Below are 22,921 nucleotides of genomic sequence, written 5' to 3'. Positions count from 1 at the left end.
ACAGCGAGGCGTTGACGCACCTTCGCGCACGGATGCATCAGGACTACGCGCGGTGGCAGCAGTACGGGCCACTGGGGCGGTCGCTGTGAGCTGTGCCAAGTGCCGGGCGCTGCGGGCCGAATTGGCGGATGCCGAACGGAGCGGTGACAAGACGAAGGCCGTTGACTGCCGCGTGTTGCTGCGGCGGCATCCCCAGCACGACGGAGTGCCGGTGGAGAGGGGAGCAGTGCATTCCCCGGAGACAGGCCGTCCCCGAGCCCAACCGGGCCGGGACCCACAAGAGAAGGGAGATCGCGCAATGATCGCGCTCACCGACAGGACCGAGACCATCACTCGCCCATGGGGTGCCGGTCGGCTCGCGCCGTACCCGACCACCGTTCGCCGCCCGCACGCCACGGTCGCCATCGACCCCGCCACGCAGCTCGGCGTCTTCCGCGACCGTGCCGGCAACGTGGTCGAGATGGGCAAGCACGGCACCAGCTCCGGTACCGAGACCTCCACGACCACGAATTCGGACTCGCAGCACGACCAAGGCCACGACCAGGACAGCACGCAGGACTGATGACCGTGACCGAGGAGAGGCCGGTTCTCGTGGTCACCGAGGCGGACGATGTCACTGCCGACATGGTGATCACCGAACTCAACCGGCGAAATGTGCCGGTGGTCAGGGTCAACCCCTCCGACATCGGTGCGGGCCTGACGGTCTCGGCCCGGTTCGGTACCCGCCCGGCCCCCGTGGCCGGGCGGGTGCGCACCCCGTCGAGAACCGCTGACCTGACTCACGTACGGGCGGTGTACTGGCGCCGCCCCCATTGGCCCACGTTCCCCGACCTGAGTGATGACGATGCGCGGTTCGCGGCTGCGCAGGTTCGCTACGGGCTCGGAGGCACGCTCTACGCTCTCGACTGCGCTCTCGACGGCCCGTTGTGGGTCAATCACCCGCTCCACAATGCCGCTGCCGACTACAAGCCCGCACAACTTGCCGTCGCCCAGCGGCTCGGCTTCACCGTGCCGCCCACGCTCGTGGCCAACGATCCGAGCGAAGCAAGGGAGTTCATTGCCGCCCACGGCCAGGTGATCTACAAGACGCTGCGGTGGACCCCGTACGAGCGGGACGGAGTCCCGGTGACGGGATGGGCGGACCCGGTCACGGCTGCCGAGATCGATGACAGCGTGCGCGTGGCACCGCACCTGTTCCAGGCCCGCGTGAACAAGGTCGCCGACGTGCGGGTGCTGGTGGTCGGCCGCCAGGTGTTCGCCGTACGCATCGATTCCGGCCTTCTGGACTGGCGCAAGGACTACTCCGCGCTCTCCTACGCCCCGATGGACCTGCCCGCCCGCATGAACACGGCACTTCTGGCCCACCTGGATCACTTCGGGTTGGTATCCGGGAGCTTTGACCTCGCCATGGACCAGGAGGGGGACTACTGGTGGCTGGAGCTGAATCCGAACGGCCAATGGGGGTGGCTGGAGGGACGGACCGGACTCGACATGTCCGCCGCATTCGCTGACCTGCTGACGCAAGGGAAAACCCATGACTGATACCGCGCTGGAGCGGCGTGCCCTCGCCGATCGACTGGAGAAGTCCGGAGTCCTCACCACTCCTGAATGGCGAGCCGCGGTGGAGGCCGTACCACGTGAGCTGTTCCTTCACCCTGGAGTGTTCCTGCCCGTGGAGGGTGGGCGGTGGCGGCCGGTTACCGCAGTCGGGTCCGATCCGGCCGAGTGGGCAAAGATCGTCTACAGCGACCGGTCCCTGACCACACAGCTCGACGGACACCTGACCGCCGACCAGGTCGGTGATCTCGTAACGGGCTCGCCCACGTCGTCATCCACCACCCCGTTCACCGTGGTGGACATGGTCGAGCGCTTGGAGGTCGAAGCCGCACACCGTGTGCTGGAGATCGGCACCGGTACCGGTTACTCCTCGGCCCTGATGTGTCACCGACTCGGCGAAGACAATGTGACGACGGTGGAAGTCGACCCCGCCGTGTCGGCCCGCGCGGACGCCGCGTTGGAGACGGCCGGGTTCGAGACGTGGACCGTGACCGGTGACGGACTCCTCGGCCACCCCCGCCGCGCCCCGTACGACCGTGTCATCGCCACCTGTGCTGTCCGCCGTATCCCCTACACCTGGATCAGGCAGACCAAGCCGGGTGGCATCGTCCTGGCCACTGTCGGCGGCGCCTGGGGCCACGGCACGGGTCTGGCCCGCGTCGTCGTGGGCGAGGACGGCACTGCCGAGGGAAGGATCACCGGCCGTTCCTCCTTCATGCAGGCACGATCTCAGGCCGCACCACCGGTCTCCGGGGATCTGTCCGCCCGCACGGCCTACGCCGACACCGAGCGACAGGCAGAGTTCCCGCCCACCCTGCTGGAAGAGTGGATGCCTGCCTTCCTCGCCCAGCTCGCTGCGCCGGGTGCACGGTTCGTCCGCGCTGCGACGCGCGAAGGCGCCCAGCTCCTGTACCTCTATGATCCCGAACGCGAGTCCTTTGCCGAGTTCACCGCTGCCGGCGATGCCTGGACGGTCCGCCAGGGCGGCCCCGTGGCTCTGTGGGACGTCATCGAACGGGATCTGACCGCGTGGCGGGACGCGGGAAGCCCCGACATTTCCGCCGTACGGCTCCACATCACGGACCGGTCCCACACGTACTGGATCGAGGACAACCCGTTGCTCATCTGGCAACACCATGTCGCCTGAGCGATGCCACCCAACTGCCTAATATCCTCCGCGCGGATCCGTATCTGGCCTACCGGAACCGTGATGCGGTGATTTCGTGCGGGGGACGTAAAATCGCCCCATGGCACAGAAAGTAATCACCATCTACGCGGATGACCTGACGGGTGAAGAGGCCGCCGAGGTCACCACCCACACCTTGTCTCTTGACGGCGTCACTTACGAGATCGACCTGGGTCCGGACAGCTACGACAAGCTGCTGGAGGCCGTCGCGCCGTTCACGCGGGTGGGCCGCCGGACACGTAAGTCCCGCAAGCCGCGGCAGGCGGCGCCGAGCACGGAGGACACCGCCGCCATCAGGGCCTGGGCGAAGTCGAAGGGGTACGAGGTCAGCGATCGCGGCCGGGTGCCCGCCTCCATTCGTGAGGCCTACGGGAAGGCCAAGAAATAGCCGGGAAAGGCGGAAAAACCGCCGGGGCCGCCGCTGTCGGGGCCTCGGCGGGCACCCCCACATGATTGAGTCGGCCGCTCCTCGAAAAAAGGGGTCGGTCCCCCTCGTCCCAAGGCGGGTCCGGCCGGTCCGCGGTTCACCGGATTCGGCCGCAATCGAGCCCCATATCGCGGGATCCTGTCTCCGCGGTGACCGGAGAATTAAATGGGACAATCAAGAAGCCATCTTTCTCCGGGGTCCGGGAAAGGCTGGTGACCGGCTGCCCCTCCCCTCCCGGGGAGGGGGAGTGGTGCGGTCCCGGGCGCCATCGTGGCGAGTGCAGGGCCACCCTTCCCCACCGAAACGTTCCGTCACCATTCGCTCACGTTCGGTGATTTCACGCCGCCTGAGGGGGCTTCCGGCCAACTCGGGCGGGCATGGTTGTGCCACGCCCCGCACGCCGGACACAGTGGGCGAGGATCCGCGCCGGGTATGCGACTTTCCTGCCGCTGAGCCGTGTCTGGTGTGTCTATCCCTTCTGCGTGGTTCGGGGGCTGGAAGCTGTGACGGTACGTGTGGGCGACATCCGGGAAATCTTTGAGCAGGCGGCGCCGGGTACGGCCGTCGACATCCCGGCATCCTTTCTGGGCGACGGCGCCGTGAGCCTGGTGTTCGACGGCAGTGTGCTGTGCGTCGACGGCGCGATGTGTGACGCCAAGGAGCTATGGATCACCGGACGGACCGTCACCACCGCGTCCCCGGTCCCGGTGCCCGTACGCATGGAGTTCACCGGCGAGGGCGAGCTGGTGACCGGAGTACTGGCCGCCGCCGACCTGGGCGGAGGCCGTGCGCTGATGCTCGTCGAGGGCGCCCCGGCCGGCGCCGAACTGCTCCCCGGTGCCTGGGTGGTGAGCGACGGCCGCTTCCTTCCGCTGACCGGCCGGCGCCCGACACCGCAGGCCGACCCCGAACGGCTGGACGGCCTGGGCCGGCCGCTGCCCCCGGTCCGCCTGCGGACCACTGCCGAGCGCGAACGGGACCGCGTCCCACGGGCGTTGCTCACCGAACACGGCATCCTGACCCCGCGCCCTCCGGTGCGCCGCCGCCAGGGCGTGCGCCTTCTCGACTCCCCGACGGTACGCGGCTGGTCGCCGATCGGTACGCCCGGCGGTGCGAACGGCCTGAGCGTCGACTATGTGAACCCGCCGCTGCGGATCGCCGGCGCGCTGACCGCGCTGCCGACCTCCCCTCCGTACAAGACCGTGGTCGGCGGGGTGCTGCTGGTGGACACCGGGGCCTTCAACGGCTCCGCCATGGGGGCGTACGTGGTGCCCGACGGCAGCGGGGCCCGGCCGTCCCTGTTCGCGTACGGATCGCTGGGCAGCGAGACCGGGTTCGGCCCGCCGCTGTTCCAGGTGCGCGGCATCTCCGCCGGGTTCGGCTGGAACAGCCGGGTGCGGGTGCCGTCGGCCGACGCGCTGGGGAGCTTCCCGTTCCTGATCGCCCTCGACAACCCGGGCGAGATCGGCGCCGATGACGAGGAGGTCGATCCGCTCAAGGTGCTGAGCGAACTGATCGGCGGCTCCACTCCGTGGGTGCGGCCGCAGGAGGGCGATCTGTGGTTCGCCGCCGGTCTGGCCTTCGACTGCTTCGAGACCCTGCGCGGCCACGCGATGGCGCTGGTGCAGACCGGTTCGGACCTGACGATCAGTCTGCTCGGGGTGGCCGGCGCCCAGCTGCCCACCAAGAGCGACAAGAAGATCGCCCGGGTGGAGATCGGCATCGAGGCCACGCTGCGGCCCACCGCGGGGGAGCTGAGCATCAGCGCGGGCTTCACCGAGAAGACCTTCCTCATCGACCCGAACTGCAAGCTGCGCGGCGGCGTGGGGATGAAGTTCTGGTTCGGGGAGCACGAGCACGCCGGTGACTTCGCGCTGATGCTCGGTGCGCTGCCGCGCGGACTGGAGCTGCCCGCCCGCTACCCGAAACAGCAGCCCGCCGGCATCACCTGGGGCGTCGGCTCCACGGTCAACATCACCGGCAGCGCGTACGCCGCGTTCACCCCGAAGTCGCTGATGGCCGGCGGCGGACTGGACGTGACCTTCCAGTCGGGGATGTTGCGCGCCTGGCTCAGCGCCCGGTTCGACGCCCTGCTGGAGTGGAACCCCTTCTACTTCGATGTGGGCCTCGGGATCAGGGTCGGGGTCTCCGCCACCATCAAGGTGTGGTTCGTCAAGATCAGGATCTCCATCGAGGTCGGGGTCAGCCTGCGGGTATGGGGACCCGCGGTCGGCGGCGAGGCCACCGTCCACCTGTGGTTCATCTCCTTCACCATCGGCTTCGGGGCCGGCCGCCGCAGCGGGGAACCCGCCCTGGGCTGGGGCGGCTTCCAGGGCATGCTGCCCCCGCCCGAGAACATGGTCCGCACCACCCCGGTCACCGGCTACACCGGTGAGGGCGCCCCGGCCACCCGCGGCGCGACCAAGCCGTGGCTCGTCGACAGCGGCGGTTTCACCTTCACCGCCGACACCTCGGCGCCGGTCAGCAGGCTGTTCCTGGACCGCGACAGCACCACACCGGTCGAGAGCGACGACAAGCTGGACATCCTCCCGATGCAGCTCAGGGACCGGGAGAGCGAGCTGCGCGTCTGGCTCACCTACTACGGCGGTGAGCACAGCCCGAGCCTGACGGACTGGGACCGTACGGTCCTTCGCGGCAATGTGCCCAACGGCCTGTGGGGCGAAGAGCCGGACGCACCCGGCGAGGGGCTGATCCCCGAGCGGATTCTCGGAGTCCGGCTGGTGTCGCCACCGGTGGACCATGGCACCTCCACCGGATTCATCGATGAGAAGGGGATTTCCTTCGACCCCATCACCCCCGACGGCAACCAGCCGTTGTCCGCGGGCGAGGGCCCGGCGGGTCGCGCGCCGCGACGCCCCGGCGGGGTCATCGGCAAGATCAAGGACGGTATCGACACGGCCGGCACGCGGAGCAACCGCGACGCCCTGGCCGACGCGCTCACCTCCCTCGGTGCCGGTCCCGGCTCCCTCGACAACGACCTGAGCGGGTACGCCCAGGCCGCGGGCACCGCCTTCATCGCCGAACCGATGCTGGTACCGGCCGGCTGATCCGCCGGTCCGAGCGGCCGGTCACCGCCCCGCCGGCCCGCGCGCACCCCGCGGGCCGGCCCGGGGGCCGCATCTCTCCGTCCACGCCCGCCACTTCGGCTCTCTGCCGGCGCCCGCCACCCCGGCTCTCTGCCCGCGCCTGCCACGGCGCCTTCCACCACTGCGTCCTGTCGAAAGGCACGCCCGTGACCACCACCCCCGATTCCGGCCCCCGGCCCCGCACCAGCACACCCACCGCCCAGCACCGCACCCGGTTCTTCGACCACCGCATCCCCTCCCTCTACGCCGGCCGGTACCAGCTCGACAACCGGCAGATCCTCCGGGCCGTCGACGGCGCCGACCGCGTCATCGACGCCACGCCGCAGCCGTTCGACGTCGTCCAGCCCCGCTTCAGCATCAGCCCGGCCGGCATCAACGCCCGCTTCCCCGTGCCCGACGCCGTCGGCACCTACAGCCAGACCCTTCCGCACCTCAACCTCGACGCGCCCGCCCTGCCGTGGAACCGCCCGCTGGGCTCCGGCCACCCGGACGAAGTCCCCTGGCTGGCGCTGCTCCTGTTCCGGGAGGACGAACTCCCCGAGGACCGCGACGCCGTCGGCATCGTCACCGCCGGGACCGTACGGGAGTACCTCGACGGCCAACTGGGCCCCGGCAAGACCCCCGTCCTGCCACCGGAGAGCATGCGGCCCGACGAGTACGACGAGCACTGCGCGACGGTCCTGGTCCCCGCGGCGCTCTTCGACGCGGTGGCACCGCTGCCGGTGGAGATGGGCTACCTCGCCCACGTCCGGGAGGGCGGCCCGCCCGACGCCACGCGCGCGGGGGACGACCCGGAACCGGACGAGAAGGAACTCAACGCGATCGTCGTCGCGAACCGGTTCCCCGCCGCCACCGGTGGTCGGCACGTCCTGCACCTGGTCTCCCTCGAAGGCTTCGCCCCGTACCTGACCGGCCCGGCTCCGGCCGAAGGCGTTCGTCTGACCTCCCTCACCAGCTGGACCTTCACCAGCGAGCCGGACTCCGGTACCGGCTTCGGTGACGTGTGCCAGCACCTGGCCACCACCGACGGCGACACCCCGCGCCCCGAGGCCGAGCTGCGGCTGCGCGTGCCGGCCGCCGCACCCCAGAGGCCGACGGCTCCGCAGCGCGAGGCCCTCGACCGGATGGCCCAGGGTGCCGTCGCCCTGCCGCAGCGCCTGGAGACCGGGGAGCGCACCGTCGCCTTCCACCGCGGCCCGCTCACCGCCCAGCCCACCCACGAGTTGCCCGACCCGGAAGAGATCCGGCTCACATCCCCCGGCGAAGCACTGATCTACCTGGAGGAGTACGGCGTCTTCGACACCGCCTACGCCGCCGCCTTCACCGCCGGACGGCTGCTCGCGCTGGCCGATGACGGGTTCCGTAGCGCGCTGATGGAGTTCCGGTCCGCCGCCCGCACTGCCGTGCGCCGCCTGGCGTCACACCCCCAGCTGGCCGGCAGGACCGTATCGGCCCGTGAGCTCACCGCGCCGCTGGCGTTCGAAGCCTTCGACCGGATGCTGCTGGACGACGACGGCGCCCGCTTCACCCGGGCGGTGGACGGAGCCGGGCCGGATCTGCGGGCCGGCCGGCGCCGGTCCGTCGCCACCGGCGCCCGCCGCACCTCCGCGGATCCGCGGGCGCTGCTCGCCGAGCCGGGCGTTGCCGAGGCCCTGACCCGCGCCGCCGCGGACGAGTTCCGGACCGTGACCGCCTGGCTCGACCGGCTCCGACGGCTGGAGATGCTCGGCCTGGAGCACCTGGTCCCCGACGGCCGGGCCCTCCCGCCGGAGAGCATCCGTTTCGCCTACGCCGACCCCTGCTGGATCCGGGCCGCCGTGGACGGGGCCCTCAGCATCGGCGTCGGCCACGCGCTGGACGCCGACCTCAACAAACTGGCCACCACCGGCGGACCGGTCCCGGCCTGCGCGGTGCTGCTGCACTCCGAACTGGTCCCCAACTGGCCCCGGACCATCGTCACCGCCTACTCCGGCAGCACGGCCGTCGAACCGCTGCGCAGCGCCGTCTACGGCACCGACACCCAACTGCTGCTCTACCCGCGGCTGATCGACCGCTTCGAGCTGGCCGAACCGCCGCGCGGCATCTGCTTCGGCATCGGTGACGTCGGCACCATCGAACTCCGTGAGATCAGCGGAGACTGCATCGGCTACCCCAAGGGTGAGTTCCCGCCACCGCCGCCGGCGGATGACAGCCGCTTCCGCCGCTTTCTGCGCCCCGGCGGCCGCGATGTCCTCAACGTCCACGGCAGCGGCGACGCCCTGGTGCCCGCCCTGTCCGCGGCGCACGGGGTGGCGCGGATTTCGTCCGCGCAGTTCGCCCTGCAGTTGATCAACGCCCCGCAGGTGCAGACCTTCTCCCGGCCGTGACCGCCACCCGCTGAGCGACGAACGAAAGGACCCACCGGACCATGTCCGTGGACACCACCCTGGTCGTACCGGTCGAGGTCGCCGCCCTGGCCGTCAACCGGCAGACCCGCGACACCGGCAACGAGCACGTGATCAACCGCTGGATCACCAACTACAAGGACATCGGCGACGGCGTTCCGCCCGAGCCGGAGCCCTTCTCCAGTCCCGAGGAATGGACCGGCCGCGAGGACCGGCTCGGCGTCTACCTCCAGTGGGAGCTTCCCGCCGCGCTCACCCGCGGCCGGCACGACGAGGAGGAAGGCGTCGGCGACTTCCCGCTCGTCCCCAACCGGTGGCTCGTGGTCCGCCACACCGACACCACCCGCGCCCTGACGGCATGGGTCGTCGAGAGCGACTACCTCGACCCGATGGACGGCACCGTCTCCTTTCAGGACCCGGACAGTGCCGAACCGGCCGCCACGCTGATCGGCAAGTGCCACGAACTCACCGGCCCCTGGCGCGAACCGGCCACCCCGCACGCGCCCTTCCTCACCGCGATCGGCCCCGGTCTGCTCACCTTCTCCGTCTTCCAGCCGTACAACACGAACGTGTTCTCCCTGCACGACACGCTGGAGGGGGTAGCGGACACGGAGCGGCTGAGCTACTTCGTCGCCGGCTGGTACGCCGATCCGGACAGCGACATCCTCGCCGGCACCGACGACCTCACGGCCCTCCTGGACCGCTTGCAGTGGACCAAACCCCCCGGTTCCGGCAGCGGCATCCGCACCTCCGTCTACACCGGAACCGTGCTCGGCCTGGACTGGGACCTCACCGGCCCGGTCCCGGAATCCGACTGCCCCCACCGGGAGGACGTCACCCCCATCGTCGCCAACAGCATCGCCGAGGCAGCCGCCGAACTGGGCACCCAGGCCGACGGTGAAGGAGCCTTCTCCGCCGAGGAGGCGGAGCTGTTCCGCGCCTTCCTCCTCGGCGGCATCGACGCCCTCGACGAACGCGACCGTCCCGAGGCCGACATCCTCACCGACCGCCGCGCCCACGACACCGGCTTCGGCCCGGTCCCGGGCGGCTATCGCTGGTTCATCGGGGAACGCGGTGACGACCCCGGCCGCGCTCCCACCCCAGCGGCCGCCCGCGCGGAAGAGGCGGCCACCGTCGCCGAACTCAACCGCAAACAGGCCGAGCACGATGCCACCGAAGCCGCTCTCGACGCCGCCCGGGAACGCCTCTACCACCTGTGGTGGCTCAGCCAACTGCCGCGGCAGTCCGACGAGTTCCGCGACCGGATCGACGACGAACTCGATCTTGAGTACGCCGAGGGCGCCGCCGGCCAGGTCACCGCCCTCGCCCGCCGGCTCGCCGAACAGCGCCGCACGTTGCCCTGGGGCAAGACCGAAGCGGACCTGGCCGCGAGCACGGCCGCGCTCTACCCCGACCACGGGCCGCGCGCCGCCCGTCGGCTGATCCGCGTCCCCGCCCAGGACTACGACTACTCCGCCGACCCGGTCCTCGCCCTCGACGGCGCCCACCTCCACGCCCCACTCACCCGCGGCGCACCCCTGCCGTGCCGCACCCCCGAGCGACTGGTCACCCGCGCCTCGGGCATCACCACCGCCGACGTCGCCGCCGTCGCCCGCCAGATCGACCTCACCCACCAGCCCGCCTGCTTCCCGGCCCTGCTCAGCGAGTTCCTCATCCTCGACCGGGCTCTGAAGACCGGCGCGATCAGCAATGTCACCGGCACCCTGCCCGAATACGGCACCACCGCCTGGCGCATGCCGTGGCAGCCGCTGTACCTGCTGTGGAAGGCCGAGTACTTCCCGCTGCCGTTCCGCGAAGGCGACACCGACCACTGGGCGTTCATCGAACGCTCCCGCTACCAATGGCAGGGCACCGGCGAACCCGGAACCCCCCTGGTCGTCTCCGGACGGCAACTGCTCGCTCCCACCGCCGGGCACGCCCTCGACGGCGACCTTGACGGCTACGCCCGACTCCGCACCGGCCTCCCCGCCGACACGATGCGCCGGCTGCGCGCCGGCGCACGAGAACGCGACCTGCTCTCCCAGACCCTCGACGGATTCGGCGCCGCCCTCGCCCAACGCCAACCCCTCGCCGGCCTCCAGCCCGCCGGGGACACCGCCGCGCTCATCGGCAACGGCGACTACCCGCCACCGGACCCCGGCGGTCTGCCCGCCAGCGACTGGGACGAGTGGCCTCCCTCGACGTTCCAGGAACTGCGCGCCGGCCAGCTGGCCTTCCTCGACCTGGCCGTCGTCGACCGGTTCGGCCGCGCGGTCAACCTGATCGGCGACCCGAGCCACTTCCGGCCCGAGATGTCCCGCACCATGCGACCGGCCCACCCGGTCAGCGGCTACGACAGCGACCGCCTCGTCGAACTCGGCCCGCGACTGCTCCAGCCCGCCCGGCTGCGCTTCGACTTCCTGTCCGCCACCGCGGACGACGAGGCCGACCTGAACCCGGGCGCCAACCCGGTCTGCGCGTGGCTGCTGCACAACCGCCTCGACGAGTCCCTGGTCGTGTACGCGCCCGACGGCGCCGCACTCGGCGAACTGCGCGTCACGCTGAATGACTCCGGACAGCACGAGGTCTCCTGGTCACCTCTGCCCGGCTCGGACGTGGCCGACTTCGACCAGCTGCGGGCCCGCTCACGGCACACGTATGACCTGCTGAACGCGGTCCGGAGCCGCGGCCCGCAGACCTTCGACGCGTTCCGCGACACGGTCGACCGCACCCTGGAGACCATCGACCCGGACGGCCCCGCCGACCCGGGCCTGGGCTTCTTCCTGGGCCGTCCGCTCGCCCTGGTCCGCACCCGTCTGACCATGGACCTGCGCGGCCCGCTGCGCACCGATGTCAGCTGGCAGGCCCTGTTCGACCCGCCGGAGCCGGAACTGCCGGACTACCCCTGGGCGATCCGCCTCGGCGAGGCCGCGCAGGCCGACGACGGCCTGGTCGGATACGTCCTCGACGACGACTACGACCACTTCGAGACGGTGATCGACCCGGCCGGTGGCAGCGGCGGATACCTGCGGCCGATCGGCGACAACCCCAGCCTGCACCTGAACTTCGGCGACCACCGCACCGCCGTCGCCACCGTCCTCCTGGATCCGCGCGCCGCCGTGCACGCCACCACCGACATCCTCGCCACCAAGCGCGTCTTCGTCCCCCAGGAGTTCACCGACCAAGCCATCGCGCGGATGTCGGTGAACTTCCGTACCGGACCGCTGCTGGCCGCCACCACCGGACTGCGGGGGGCTGAGGACGAGGTCGTGGAAACCGTGCTCATGCCCACCCCGGCAGGAGTCGTCGGCAACTGGACCTGGACCGAGAAGCGCGGCGACGCCTGGGAGAAACTCCCGATCCTCAGCCAGGACCAGTACGACCTCCCGCTCGCCGAACCCGAACTCCGCTCCGGCTTCCTCACCCTCGACGACGCCGCCGCGCACAGCCGCACCGACCGCTGAGACCGCATCACCACTCAGGCCGCGCCGCTCCTCTCCTCGGCAGCGGACGGCGCGGTCCCTGACGGTTGAAGGAGCACCCGATGAGCCTGGTTTCCCCGACCCGCACCGTAGACACCACCGCCAACGAACCCCTGCTGGCGTACACCGTCACCACCAGCCCGGACCCGTTGAAGGCCTCGCCGGAGAATCCCCAGGCGCCGGAGGAGACGGGAGAGCTCCAGATCGTCGGGTCACGACACAGCGGTACGCCGGCGGATGTGCAATGGATCAAGGTCAAGGTCCCGGCCGGCCCGATGTCGCCGGACCTCGCCACGGACCTGGCCAAGGTCACCGCGCGGATCAGCCTGTCCGGCTGGACGGCCCGGCTGGACTCCGCCGCGAAGGAATTCGTCTTCTCCCCGTCGGCCGGCCATACGCCGATCGGGCCGGAGACCGGATTCACCATCCAGCTCTCCGAGATCCCGGTCAACCGGAAGGTCGGCACGTCGCCGATCACCGTCACCGAGAGTTCCCGCACCGGATCGAGCGCTTTCCAGTCCCGGGCCACCACATTCCACGTGGGCAAATTCCCCGCGGACTTCTACCTGCGCAACCTCATCTGCACGCCCCTCATCATCAACAACGGCGGCGAGGTCACTCTGACCTGGGAGCGCTCCGCCAACGCCACCTATGAACTGCTCTACGGCGACACCAACCTGGATGTCACCAAGGACAGCAGCAAGAAGATCACCAACGTGAAGTCGGACACCACGTTCTATCTGCGGGGTACCACCGGCGATGCCTCGAACCCCGTGGTGCGGATCCTGTCCGCCCAGGTATCCGTCATCAAGCCGGACCTGGAGATCGGCAACCTCACCGTCCACGGCACCACCCAACTCAACGGCGCCACCACGACCAAGAACCTCACCGTCGGCGGCACCACCAGCCTCAACGGCGCCACCACCACCAAGGACCTCACGGTCAATACCGCAAACACCCTGCACGTCCGGACCATCGAAGGCAGCGGTTCCTACGGGTCGCTCGCGATCGGGGGCCGGCTGACGCTCTCCACCGAGGGCCGCGAGGTCAATGTCCTGAGCAAATTCACCGTCGCCGGCACCACCCAGCTCAACGGCGCCACCACCACCAAGAACCTCACCGTCGATCCCGGGGCCGACGGATATCTCTGGCTCAAGACGGGCCGCCTCGACACCGCCGCGGGAACAAACCTCAACGCCTACGGAACCGTCGGCATCTTCAAGAACAGCTCACAGAGGCTCCATGCCAACTACATCTCGTCCGGTTTTCGAGAAACCACGTACCGGGCGGATGGTGCCGGATTCCTCACCGTCGTCCTGGTGTGTCTGTCCTTCACGTCCAACACCGGCTGGCGAGAGCTCAACGCCTACTTCGCCGCGCAGGCGACCACCGCCGGCGTGACACATACCATCTCCGTACCGCAAGTGACGTTCAGCGGTTCGCCGTCGGCGACGAGCCAGATGTCCGTTCCCGTCGCAAAGGGCGGCACCGTCAAGGTGTCCCTCAACAACACCAAGCTCCCCAATGGCACTGGGAACGGCTACTTCTCCGTGTACTGGACCCCGCTCGGCGGCGGTCCCAACCTGACGCAGGTGGCGGCTGCCGATTTGCCGGAGCAGGACGAAACGGCCGAGGAAGAGGCCTTCGAGACCTTCACCGCGGACGCCGGCGGGGAGCCGTCGGAAGGGTGACGGGGCCGCGCGACGCATACTGGAGCGATGCTGTACGCGGAAATCGAGATCGGCTCGTTCCTCAAGGCGCGCCGCGCGGCGCTCGACCCGGCCGAGCTCGGCCTGCCCGGCGGGGTGGGCCGGCGCCGGGTGCGCGGGCTGCGGCGCGAGGAGGTCGCCCAGCTCGCCGGCATCAGCGTCGACTACTACACCCGGATCGAACAGGGCCGGGCGCACGCCATCTCCGACTCCGTCCTGGACGCCATCGCCCGGGCGCTGCGGCTGTCCGGCGGCGAGGTGACGTATCTGCGCAACGTCGCCGTGCCCCGGCGCCCGGGCCCGGACGACTGTCGTCCCGCCTCCGGCCCCACGCAGACCGTGCGCCCGGAGATCCGGCAGCTGCTGGACGCGATGGAGACCACGGTCCCGGCCATGGTCATCGGCCGCGGTCTGGACATCCTGGCCTGGAACACGCTCGGCGGCCGCTTCGCCTTCGACCTGGAGGCGCTCGCCCCGGACCGGCGGAACACCGCGCTGCTGGTCTTCCTCGACCCGGTGGCGCGGGCCCTGCACCCGGACTGGGAGGCGAAGGCCGTGGAGGTGGTCGGCAATCTGCGTGCCGACAGCGGCCGGCACCCCGACGACCCGCGGATCTGTGCGGTGGTCAATGAACTCCTCGACCACAGCGCGGACTTCCGGCGGCTCTGGGAGACCCAGACGGTGTACGAGTGCCTGCGCGGCACCAAGCGCCTCCTGCATCCGCACGTCGGCGAGCTCGTGATCACCTTCGAGAGCTTCCGGCTGAGCACCGATCCCGACCAGGCACTGGTGACGTACACGGCCCCGCGCGGGTCGGAGACGGAGCGCCGGCTGCGGGAGCTCGGGGCGCGGGTGGCGGAGGAGCAGCGGGCCATGGCGGCCGCGGGGGCGGACGGGTAGCTGCGGCGGACGGCTGGCTGCCGCGGGGCGCTCAGCGCCTGGGGGCCAGAGCCTCCCACCGCACCGTGACCTCGCCCTGGCGGCGGCGCCGGGGGTCGCCGGCCAGCGGCCAGTCCGTGGCCAGGGCCTGGACGGCCGCGCGCCACCGCTGGCGGGCGCCCAGCGCGCCCAGCGGGGCGGCCGTGGCCCAGGCGCGGTCGAAGTCCCGGAGGAAGGCATGCACCGCTTCGCCCGGGACATTGCGGTGTATCAGCGCCTTCGGGAGGCGTTCGGCCAGGTCAGAGGGTGTCCGCAGGGAGCCGAGCCGGGTGGCGAAGGTGACCGTGCGCGGCCCCTCGGGGCCCAGCGCCACCCAGACGTGCCGCCGTCCGATCTCGTCGCAGGTGCCCTCGACCAGCAGCCCGCCGGGGGCCAGCCGCGCGCACAGCCGCCGCCACACGGCGGCCACCTCGTCCTCGTCGTACTGCCGCAGCACATTCGCCGCCCGTATGAGGACCGGTGCCCCGGCGCGCGGGCCCGGCAGCGGCACCTCGAAGCCGCCGTGGACGAAGTCCAGCCCCGGCCGCTCGTAGGACCGGGCGGCCTCGACCCGCGCCGGATCTATCTCGATGCCGACGACCCGGGCGTCCGGCCGGACCGTACGCAGCCGCCCGAGCAGCTCGACCGCGGTCCAGGGCGCCGCGCCGTAGCCCAGGTCGACCGCCACGGGGTCGGCGGCGCGGCGCAGCGCGGCACCGTGTTCGGCCGCTATCCAGCGGTCCATGCGGCGCAGACGGTTGGGGTTGGTGGTCCCGCGGGTGGCGTTTCCGACGGGTCGGGACGGTGCGGAGGCCGGGGCGGCGAGGACGGAGGGGCGGCGGGCCATGCCGTCGAGAGTATGGGGTGGCCGGGAGCAGACCGCCGCCGCGGTACCGCCGGCCACTGCGGCAGGCCGCCCACCGAGGTGCCGGGCCGGCCGGGCCCTTCCGACGAACCGCCCCGCGGTACCTCCGGCTCACCCTTGGTCACGCTTTGGCAAAGTGTGGGTGGAGGGCGTCGGACGGAAATGGATGACCGGGGTCTGTTGTTGGACGGGGTCGGAGGCGTGCCGCCCGCCCCGCCTAGGAGGTAGCTCGACGTGAGCCCATACGTGTCCCGGCTCCGCAGCCGTCCCCATGGCCAGTTCCCGGGCCAGGCCCGGCTGCGCCTGCCCGGCGCCCCCCGCCGCCCGCGCCGGGTGGCCATGCTCAGCGTCCACACCTCCCCGCTGCACCAGCCCGGTACCGGCGACGCCGGCGGCATGAACGTCTACATCGTCGAGCTGGCCAGGAAGCTCGCCTCGATCAACATCGAGGTGGAGATCTTCACCCGCGCCACCACCGGCACCCTCCCGCCCGCCGTCGAACTCGCCCCCGGCGTCCTCGTACGGCATGTGGACGCCGGTCCGTACGAGGGCCTGGCCAAGGAGGAGCTGCCCGCGCAGCTGTGTGCCTTCACCCATGGCGTGATGCAGGCCTGGGCCGGCCAGCGCCCCGGCCATTACGACCTGGTCCACTCCCACTACTGGCTGTCCGGCCATGTCGGCTGGCTGGCCGCCGAACGCTGGGGCGCCCCGCTGGTGCACGCCATGCACACCATGGCCAAGGTCAAGAACGCCGCCCTCGCCGCCGGTGACACCCCCGAGCCCGCCGCCCGGGTCATCGGCGAGACGCAGATCGTGCGCGCCGCGGACCGGCTGATAGCCAACACCGCCGAGGAGTCGGACGAGCTCGTACGGCATTACGAGGCCGAGCCCGACAAGGTCGCGGTGGTCCACCCCGGTGTCAACCTCGACCGCTTCCGGCCCACCGGCGGTGCGGTCGCCGAGAGCAGGGCCGCGGCCCGGGCCCGTCTCGGCCTGCCGCAGGACGCGGTCATCCCGCTCTTCGCCGGCCGCATACAGCCGCTGAAGGCCCCCGACATCCTGCTGCGGGCGGTCGCCGCCCTGGTGAACGAGGACCCCTCGCTGCGCTCCCGCCTGGTGGTGCCCGTCGTGGGCGGCCCCAGCGGCAGCGGGCTGGCCAGGCCCGAGGGCCTGCAGAAGCTGGCCGCCCGGCTCGGCATCGCCGATCTGGTGCAGTTCCGCCCGCCGGTCGGCCAGGAGCAGCTCGCCGACTGGTATCGCGCCGCATCCGTGCTGGTCATGCCCTCGTACAGCGAGTCCTTCGGGCTGGTCGCCATCGAGGCCCAGGCATGTGGCACCCCGGTCGTCGCGGCCGCGGTCGGCGGTCTGCCGGTGGCCGTGCGCGACGGCGTCAGCGGCTTCCTCGTCGCCGGCCACGACCCAGCCGACTACGCCCGCGCACTGGGCCGTTTCGTCGCGGACCCGGCCCTGCCCGCCCGGATGGGCACCGACGCCGCCCACCACGCCCAGTCGTTCGGCTGGGACACGGCCGCCGCGGCGACCGCCGAGGTGTACACCGCCGCGATGCAGGAGCGGCGCCGTCACCTACGATCACCCCATGGCTGACGACGCGCGACAGGTGATCGAGGCGACTCTGGACGACGCCGGCCTGGAATGGGAGAGCCCCACCGACGGCACCTATGTCGTCAAACTCCCCGGCACCCGCAAGCTCTCCACGACCTGCTCGCTCATCGTCGGCAAGCACTCCCTCTCCATCAACGCCTTCGTCGTCCGCCACCCCGACGAGAACCACGACGCCGTGCACCGCTGGCTGCTGGAGCGCAACACCCGCCTGTACGGCGTCGGTTACGCCATCGACAAGCTCGGCGACATCTACCTCGTCGGCAAACTCCCGCTCGCCGCCGTCACCCCCGACGAGCTCGACCGCATCCTCGGCACCGTCCTGGAAAACGCCGACGGCAGCTTCAACACCCTGCTCGAAATGGGCTTCGCCACCGCCATCCGCAAGGAGTACAAGTGGCGGGTCTCCCGCGGCGAATCCACCCGCAACCTGGACGCCTTCGCGCATCTGACCCAGGGGCGCGGACGGCCGGCGGGCTGAAAGGCGCGGACGGTCGGCAGGGTGAAAGGCGCGGACGGTCGGCGGACTGAAAACGAGAAGTATCCGGAGGCCGGAAAACGAGAAGTATGGGGCGGGATATTCCACGCCCCATACTCCCGCTACCGAGAAACCCTCACGGCTCCCGGTCCAAGGCCCTAGCCCAGGAAGTGCGTCACCAGGTTGGAAATGATCGGGCCGATGGCGGAGACGAGGGAGCTAACCCAGTCCATGTCCGTGTCCTTTCTGTGCAGGGACCGAACCGTGTGCTCAATCCCCAAAAACCCCTGTTCTCCATTCAGGCACCGCAATACGCACCGGGGCGCCACCGGGGTACGCAGAATCTGAACGGCCGATGTGCACCTCGGCCAGGAGTTGCCAGAACCGTAGCACCCGAATGTCGCCCTTTTGAAGCGCGTTCCGTCGATTTCCTCCGGGCGTTTCTTTCGGTAACACCACGAATGCGACGCGTTATTTTTCCGCTTTCTCCCCAGTAAATCCAGGCCCCTCGCTGCCCCCTTTCTGAAGGATTCCTGAATTCCTGAAGGGGTCCTGAATTCCTGAAGGAATTCTGAAGGGGGGGGCAGGGAAGCGAAAAAGGACCTGACGCCGGATCGACTGGCGGCCAGGCGGCCAGGCGGCCAGGCAGGCGAGGCGGCGGCTGCCTGTGCGCTGGCGGATGCAACGGCCGCCGGGCCGCGACTCATGACACGTCAGACACCAGGAGCTCTCAGCGAACGGCACCCGGACCAAACCCCACCCCGGCGTGCCGTTCGGCCTGACGGGTCAATTACGCATGCAGTCCACCCGGAAAGCTCAGCTCTTCGCTCGTGGGTGACGTGCTTGCGTGAGAAAACGTGACATAAAGGCTGACTGTGGGTCATATCACTACTGTGAGTCAGATGGCCGACGCTGTGTCTCCCTTCGCAGTAGGCAGAAAGGAACATCTCCTATGCGCACTGCCCGTACCCTGTTCGCCTCAGCCGTCATCACCGCGGTGTTCGCGGTGACTCCGACCGCGTTCGCCTCGTCCGCGGTCGAGGGCCCCGCCACGGACAGTGGATCCTCGGTGGCGAGCACCCGCCACGACGATCGCTGGAGAGGTGACGACGACCACCGCTGGGGTCGCCACCACGACAAGTGCCGGCACCACCACCACCGGCGTCACCACCGTCACCACCACCGCCACTACCGGCCGATCGGCGGCATCCACACCGGCGGCGGAGCGATGGCGCACTCCTTCCGCTGAGCCGACTCCCTCCCGCTCGTGACCGATGGAGACGGGAGAACGCCGTGCAGGACGCCGCCGGGGCCCTCGAAAGGGCCCCGGCGGCGTCGTCATGAGCGGGCGCGGCGGCCGGCCCCGCCCTCGGCGGCTACGGGATGTCGTGCCGCACTGACGTGCCGGGCGGTGTGCGGGTCCGGCCCGGGCAGCCTCCGCAGCAGCAGCCCGTAGCCCACCGCGGCCACCGTGCCGACGGCCGCGCACCCGGCCCACAGTGCGTCGGCTCCGTAGTGGTCGATGACCGTGCCGCCGAGCAGAGGGGCCGTCAGGGAGGCGATGGACCAGGACAGTGCGTACATCCCCTGGTAGCGGCCGCGGCCGTGCACCGGCGAGAGGCGGATCACCAGGCTCATCTGGGTGGGGGAGTTGATGATCTCACCGAGGGTCCAGACGGCGACGGCGACCGCGTACATGGCGACGGAGCCCGCCAGCGCGGTGAGCCCGAAGCCGTAACCGGCCAACAGGGCCGAGCCGACCAGGAGCATCGCCGGGCTGCGGTGCTCGATGAACCGGGTCACGGGGATCTGCAGCAGGACGATCAGGATGCCGTTGACCGCGATGACCATGCCGAAGTCGGCGCTGGAGAAGCCGTCCTGACCCATCGACACCGGCATCGAGACATACGCCTGCTGGAAGAGCAGGGCGAGCAGCAGATTGAGGCCGACGACGGTCATGAAGCGGCCGTCGCGCAGAACGGTGCGCAGCGAGACGGCCCCGGGCGCCGGACCGCCGGCGGCGCCGGCCGGGGCGTCCGTGCCGGGGCGGGTCTCCGGCAGCTTCCGGAAGACGACCAGGGCGCAGGCCAGGACGAGCGTGGACTCGCCGAGGAAGAGGGCCAGATAACCGTGCTGGGCGATGAGTCCGGCGGCGGTGGAGGAGATCGCGAAGCCGAGGTTGATGGCCCAGTAGTTGAGGGAGAAGGCGCGGACGCGGTCCTCGGGAGCGACGATGTCCGCCATCATCGCCTGCACGGCGGGGCGGGAGGCATTGGACGCCATCCCGACCACGCACGCCACCGCCGCGATGGCCACCGGGTCCGTCAGGAAGCCGAGCAGCGCCACCGAGGCCGCCGTCGACAGCTGCGCGATCAGCATCGTCGGCCGGCGGCCGAGCCGGTCGGTGAGCACGCCGGCGCCCACGGACGACAGCACCCCGCCGAGTCCGTAGAGCGCTCCGACCAGGCCCGCGTACGAGGCGGAGTAGCCGCGCTCGACCGTCAGATAGAGGGCGAGGAAGGTGGCGACGAAGGCGCCCAGCCGGTTGATCAGGGTGCTGGTCCACAGCCACCAGAACTGCCGGGGGAGTCCGGAGACGCTCTCCACGGCGGCGCGTCGCAGACGGGCCGGCAGGGTCGGCCCCGGCGGCGGTATGGATGTGGGCATGACAGTTCCCCCGAGGAATGGTGCGGCGTGGTGTGGTCGTGGGCCGTGAAGGAGCGGGTGGCGCGCCCGCGCGGCGACCGGGCGGACGTAAGTGGCGCAAGCGACGACCGCAACCTACTTTCGGGGCGGTGCGCCTCGCCACTCAATTGACCGGAAGCGTCAACCGTCATCCGGAAGCCCAGGTTCTGGACCGCCGCGGGGCCCTCCCCAGGGTTCGATTACGCTCGACGCCATGGCCGACGCACCGTACAAGCTGATCCTCCTCCGCCACGGCGAGAGCGAATGGAACGCGAAGAACCTGTTCACCGGCTGGGTGGACGTCAATCTCAACGAGAAGGGCGAGAAGGAGGCAGTCCGCGGCGGAGAGCTGCTCAAGGACGCCGGCCTGCTCCCCGATGTCGTGCACACCTCCCTCCAGAAGCGCGCCATCCGCACCGCGCAGCTGGCCCTGGAGTCCGCCGACCGCCACTGGATCCCGGTCCGCCGCAGCTGGCGGCTGAACGAGCGCCACTACGGTGCGCTGCAGGGGAAGGACAAGGCGCAGACGCTGGCCGAGTTCGGCGAGGAGCAGTTCATGCTCTGGCGCCGCTCGTACGACACCCCGCCGCCCGCGCTGGAGGACGGCACCGAGTTCTCCCAGAGCGACGACCCGCGCTACGCCGACATCCCCAGCGAGCTGCGCCCGCGCACGGAGTGCCTCAAGGACGTCGTCACGCGCATGCTGCCGTACTGGTACGACGGCATCGTCCCGGACCTCGTGGTCGGCCGCACGGTCCTGGTCGCCGCGCACGGCAACAGCCTGCGTGCCCTGGTCAAGCACCTCGACGGCATCTCCGACGAGGACATCGCCGGCCTGAACATCCCCACCGGCATCCCGCTCGCCTATGAGCTGGACGCCGACTTCCGCCCGGTCAACCCCGGCGGCACCTACCTCGACCCGGAGGCCGCCAAGGCCGCCATCGAGGCAGTGAAGAACCAGGGGAAGAAGAAGTAGGACCCGCCGTCGAGCCCCCCGCCCGCGGAATTCTCCGCCGGTGGGGGGCTCGGTGCTGTGCGGGGGCGGGCGGCCGCCCTGGTGCGGCTCGACCCGGCGTACCGCGGCGCGCGGGGGCAGCATGGAAGAGGGGTACATGTCCGCAATCTGGAGGATGAGACAGATGCCCAAGTTCATGGACATCCACCGCGGTATGGAGGGCCTCACGGCCGACCAGCTGAAGGCGGCGCACCAGGCCGACCTCGCCATCGAGGCCGAGGAAGGCGTGCACTTCGAGCACGCCTGGGCCGACCCCGACTCCGGCGACGTCTTCTGCCTGTCGGACGCGCCCTCGGCGGGCGCCGTGCAGCGGATCCACGAGCGCGCCGGCCACAAGGCGGACGAAATCCATCCGGTGCCGCTCAGCCTGTGACGCGGACGTACGGCCGCGGCCCGCGGGCCGCAGCCACCCCGGGACGACGGGACTGAGACGTCGGCAACGGCAGCGGCCCCGACCGGAAGATCAACCGGTCGGGGCCGCCGTCGCGCTGTGCCGTCGAGGTCGCTAGCAGCCGCCGCCGCACTGGCACGGCCCGCCCGACTGGCAGCCGCAGCTGCAACCGGGACCGCAGCCGCAGGCGCCGAGCAGCGGGAGCCGTGGGAGCTCGACGGTCGTCGGGTCGGCGTGGGGCGCAGGGTTGGGGGAGTCCGCCATGGGTGCCATGCATTGCCTCCTAGGGGTCACCTGGTGCCCATTGCATGCCCGGGCGACCAGGCGCGTCAACGGCGCGCGGAGGCATGAGTCAACCGCGCGCGGTGGCACCGGAAACGGACTCCCGCCCTTCGCCCGCCGCCGCGGTCAGGCGCCCTCCACCGCCGTCGACGAGGCGATCTCGTCGGCGTGCTCGCCGGTGACGAGGTAGACGACCCGCTTGGCGACGGAGACCGCGTGGTCCGCGAAGCGCTCGTAGTAGCGGCCCAGCAGGGTCACGTCCACGGCCGTCTCGATGCCGTGCTGCCAGCGGTCGTCCATCAGGTGCTGGAAGAGGGTGCGGTGCAGCATGTCCATGGCGTCGTCGTCCTGCTCCAGCTGGAGCGCGAGGTCGACGTCCTTGGTGATGATGACCTCGGCGGCCTTGGCCATCAGGCGCTGCGCCAGCTGCCCCATCTCCAGGATGGTGGCGTGCAGATCCTGCGGTACGGCCGTCTCCGGGAAGCGCAGCCGGGACAGCTTGGCCACGTGCTGGGCCAGGTCGCCGGAGCGCTCCAGGTCGGCGCTCATCCGCAGCGAGGTGACGACGATCCGCAGGTCGGTGGCGACCGGCTGCTGCCGCGCCAGCAGGGCGATCGCCCGGGCCTCCAGGTCGCGCTGGAGGTCGTCGACCTTCTCGTCGGCGGCGATGACGGCCTCGGCCAGCTTGAGGTCCGCGTCGAGAATCGCCGTGGTGGCGCGCCCGATCGCGGAGCCGACGAGCCGGGCCATCTCGACCAGGCCCTCGCCGATCGAATCAAGCTCCTCGTGGTACGCGTCCCGCATCTGTGACCTTC

At 70.7% G+C, this 22,921-nt stretch carries 17 protein-coding genes; 14 read left to right on the top strand and 3 right to left on the bottom strand.

Going from position 1 to position 22,921, the window contains the following annotated elements; genetic code table 11:
* Nucleotides 1-298 precede the first annotated feature (298 nt).
* The 9 genes from tgmA (at nucleotide 299) to EST54_RS08275 (ending at nucleotide 14,752) form a co-directional block, all read left to right on the top strand.
* Nucleotides 299-562 carry a putative ATP-grasp-modified RiPP gene (gene tgmA, locus EST54_RS08320; protein ID WP_174857413.1) on the top strand — a complete coding sequence of 88 codons (264 nt, stop codon included), beginning with the start codon at nucleotides 299-301 and terminating at the stop codon, nucleotides 560-562.
* Nucleotides 562-1,542: an ATP-grasp ribosomal peptide maturase gene (tgmB, locus tag EST54_RS08315; RefSeq protein WP_174857412.1), complete on the top strand. Its 981-nt coding sequence runs from the start codon at nucleotides 562-564 to the stop codon at nucleotides 1,540-1,542. Before tgmA ends, tgmB begins: the two co-directional genes overlap by 1 nt.
* On the top strand, nucleotides 1,535-2,704 hold the full coding sequence (tgmC, locus tag EST54_RS08310) for an ATP-grasp peptide maturase system methyltransferase (RefSeq protein WP_129246577.1): 1,170 nt from the start codon (nucleotides 1,535-1,537) through the stop codon (nucleotides 2,702-2,704). Before tgmB ends, tgmC begins: the two co-directional genes overlap by 8 nt.
* Nucleotides 2,705-2,804: 100 nt before the next feature.
* A complete protein-coding gene (locus EST54_RS08305) occupies nucleotides 2,805-3,131 on the top strand; it encodes a histone-like nucleoid-structuring protein Lsr2 (RefSeq protein ID WP_129246575.1) in 327 nt (108 codons plus the stop codon).
* Nucleotides 3,132-3,673: 542 nt separating this feature from the next.
* On the top strand, nucleotides 3,674-6,238 hold the full coding sequence (locus EST54_RS35275; protein WP_129246573.1) for a DUF6603 domain-containing protein: 2,565 nt from the start codon (nucleotides 3,674-3,676) through the stop codon (nucleotides 6,236-6,238).
* A gap of 185 nt (nucleotides 6,239-6,423) precedes the next feature.
* Complete coding sequence (locus tag EST54_RS08295) at nucleotides 6,424-8,643, top strand: hypothetical protein (RefSeq protein WP_174857411.1); 2,220 nt, start codon at nucleotides 6,424-6,426, stop codon at nucleotides 8,641-8,643.
* A gap of 41 nt (nucleotides 8,644-8,684) precedes the next feature.
* Nucleotides 8,685-12,125: a hypothetical protein gene (locus EST54_RS35270; protein ID WP_239013131.1), complete on the top strand. Its 3,441-nt coding sequence runs from the start codon at nucleotides 8,685-8,687 to the stop codon at nucleotides 12,123-12,125.
* A gap of 80 nt (nucleotides 12,126-12,205) precedes the next feature.
* Nucleotides 12,206-13,834 (top strand): hypothetical protein, encoded by a 1,629-nt coding sequence (locus EST54_RS08280; RefSeq protein ID WP_129246569.1) that lies wholly within the window; start codon nucleotides 12,206-12,208, stop codon nucleotides 13,832-13,834.
* 27 nt (nucleotides 13,835-13,861) lie between these two features.
* Complete coding sequence (locus EST54_RS08275) at nucleotides 13,862-14,752, top strand: helix-turn-helix domain-containing protein (protein WP_129246567.1); 891 nt, start codon at nucleotides 13,862-13,864, stop codon at nucleotides 14,750-14,752.
* A gap of 31 nt (nucleotides 14,753-14,783) precedes the next feature.
* Here the strand turns inward: EST54_RS08275 and EST54_RS08270 are convergent, their stop codons facing one another.
* Nucleotides 14,784-15,617, bottom strand: a complete 834-nt coding sequence (locus EST54_RS08270; protein ID WP_129246565.1) for a class I SAM-dependent methyltransferase — start codon at nucleotides 15,615-15,617, stop codon at nucleotides 14,784-14,786.
* A gap of 252 nt (nucleotides 15,618-15,869) precedes the next feature.
* Between EST54_RS08270 and mshA the strand changes: the two genes are divergently transcribed.
* The 3 genes from mshA to EST54_RS34410 all read left to right on the top strand — a co-directional run bounded on the left by mshA (nucleotide 15,870) and on the right by EST54_RS34410 (nucleotide 18,982).
* Nucleotides 15,870-17,240 carry a D-inositol-3-phosphate glycosyltransferase gene (gene mshA, locus EST54_RS08265; protein ID WP_129246563.1) on the top strand — a complete coding sequence of 457 codons (1,371 nt, stop codon included), beginning with the start codon at nucleotides 15,870-15,872 and terminating at the stop codon, nucleotides 17,238-17,240.
* On the top strand, nucleotides 17,233-17,736 hold the full coding sequence (locus tag EST54_RS08260; protein WP_129246561.1) for a type III secretion system chaperone family protein: 504 nt from the start codon (nucleotides 17,233-17,235) through the stop codon (nucleotides 17,734-17,736). The genes mshA and EST54_RS08260 overlap by 8 nt, the downstream gene beginning before the upstream one ends.
* 949 nt (nucleotides 17,737-18,685) lie before the next feature.
* Nucleotides 18,686-18,982 (top strand): hypothetical protein, encoded by a 297-nt coding sequence (locus EST54_RS34410; protein ID WP_129246559.1) that lies wholly within the window; start codon nucleotides 18,686-18,688, stop codon nucleotides 18,980-18,982.
* Between the two features lie 89 nt (nucleotides 18,983-19,071).
* Here EST54_RS34410 and EST54_RS08250 read toward each other — a convergent pair whose 3' ends face one another.
* Nucleotides 19,072-20,400 carry an MDR family MFS transporter gene (locus tag EST54_RS08250; RefSeq protein ID WP_129246557.1) on the bottom strand — a complete coding sequence of 443 codons (1,329 nt, stop codon included), beginning with the start codon at nucleotides 20,398-20,400 and terminating at the stop codon, nucleotides 19,072-19,074.
* 232 nt (nucleotides 20,401-20,632) lie between these two features.
* On the opposite strand from EST54_RS08250, the gene EST54_RS08245 reads away from it, so the two are divergent.
* Both EST54_RS08245 and EST54_RS08240 read left to right on the top strand, forming a co-directional pair.
* A complete protein-coding gene (locus tag EST54_RS08245) occupies nucleotides 20,633-21,394 on the top strand; it encodes a phosphoglyceromutase (RefSeq protein WP_129246555.1) in 762 nt (253 codons plus the stop codon).
* Nucleotides 21,395-21,557: 163 nt separating this feature from the next.
* Nucleotides 21,558-21,806 carry an SCO4226 family nickel-binding protein gene (locus tag EST54_RS08240; protein ID WP_129246553.1) on the top strand — a complete coding sequence of 83 codons (249 nt, stop codon included), beginning with the start codon at nucleotides 21,558-21,560 and terminating at the stop codon, nucleotides 21,804-21,806.
* 426 nt (nucleotides 21,807-22,232) lie between these two features.
* Here the strand turns inward: EST54_RS08240 and phoU are convergent, their stop codons facing one another.
* Entirely contained in the window at nucleotides 22,233-22,910 is a 678-nt protein-coding gene (phoU, locus tag EST54_RS08235; RefSeq protein ID WP_129246551.1) for a phosphate signaling complex protein PhoU, read from the bottom strand.
* Nucleotides 22,911-22,921: the final 11 nt, after the last annotated feature.

It is taken from the genome of Streptomyces sioyaensis (genome assembly GCF_004122735.1).
GTDB lineage: Bacteria > Actinomycetota > Actinomycetes > Streptomycetales > Streptomycetaceae > Streptomyces > Streptomyces sioyaensis.
The sequence above is the reverse complement of the archived record's forward strand: the minus strand, read 5'-3'. Positions and strand labels throughout refer to the sequence as shown.

What these genes read in the sequence shown, in the direction of transcription:
- tgmA (WP_174857413.1), top strand. Translation starts at nt 299, where the DNA reads ATGATCGCGCTCACCGACAGGACCGAGACCATCACTCGCCCATGGGGT.
- EST54_RS08280 (WP_129246569.1), top strand. Translation starts at nt 12,206, where the DNA reads ATGAGCCTGGTTTCCCCGACCCGCACCGTAGACACCACCGCCAACGAA.
- phoU (WP_129246551.1), bottom strand. Translation starts at nt 22,910, where the DNA reads ATGCGGGACGCGTACCACGAGGAGCTTGATTCGATCGGCGAGGGCCTG.
- EST54_RS08245 (WP_129246555.1), top strand. Translation starts at nt 20,633, where the DNA reads ATGGCCGACGCACCGTACAAGCTGATCCTCCTCCGCCACGGCGAGAGC.
- EST54_RS35270 (WP_239013131.1), top strand. Translation starts at nt 8,685, where the DNA reads ATGTCCGTGGACACCACCCTGGTCGTACCGGTCGAGGTCGCCGCCCTG.
- EST54_RS34410 (WP_129246559.1), top strand. Translation starts at nt 18,686, where the DNA reads ATGCGCACTGCCCGTACCCTGTTCGCCTCAGCCGTCATCACCGCGGTG.
- EST54_RS08275 (WP_129246567.1), top strand. Translation starts at nt 13,862, where the DNA reads ATGCTGTACGCGGAAATCGAGATCGGCTCGTTCCTCAAGGCGCGCCGC.
- tgmC (WP_129246577.1), top strand. Translation starts at nt 1,535, where the DNA reads ATGACTGATACCGCGCTGGAGCGGCGTGCCCTCGCCGATCGACTGGAG.
- EST54_RS08240 (WP_129246553.1), top strand. Translation starts at nt 21,558, where the DNA reads ATGCCCAAGTTCATGGACATCCACCGCGGTATGGAGGGCCTCACGGCC.
- EST54_RS08250 (WP_129246557.1), bottom strand. Translation starts at nt 20,400, where the DNA reads ATGCCCACATCCATACCGCCGCCGGGGCCGACCCTGCCGGCCCGTCTG.
- EST54_RS08260 (WP_129246561.1), top strand. Translation starts at nt 17,233, where the DNA reads ATGGCTGACGACGCGCGACAGGTGATCGAGGCGACTCTGGACGACGCC.
- tgmB (WP_174857412.1), top strand. Translation starts at nt 562, where the DNA reads ATGACCGTGACCGAGGAGAGGCCGGTTCTCGTGGTCACCGAGGCGGAC.
- EST54_RS08270 (WP_129246565.1), bottom strand. Translation starts at nt 15,617, where the DNA reads ATGGCCCGCCGCCCCTCCGTCCTCGCCGCCCCGGCCTCCGCACCGTCC.
- EST54_RS08305 (WP_129246575.1), top strand. Translation starts at nt 2,805, where the DNA reads ATGGCACAGAAAGTAATCACCATCTACGCGGATGACCTGACGGGTGAA.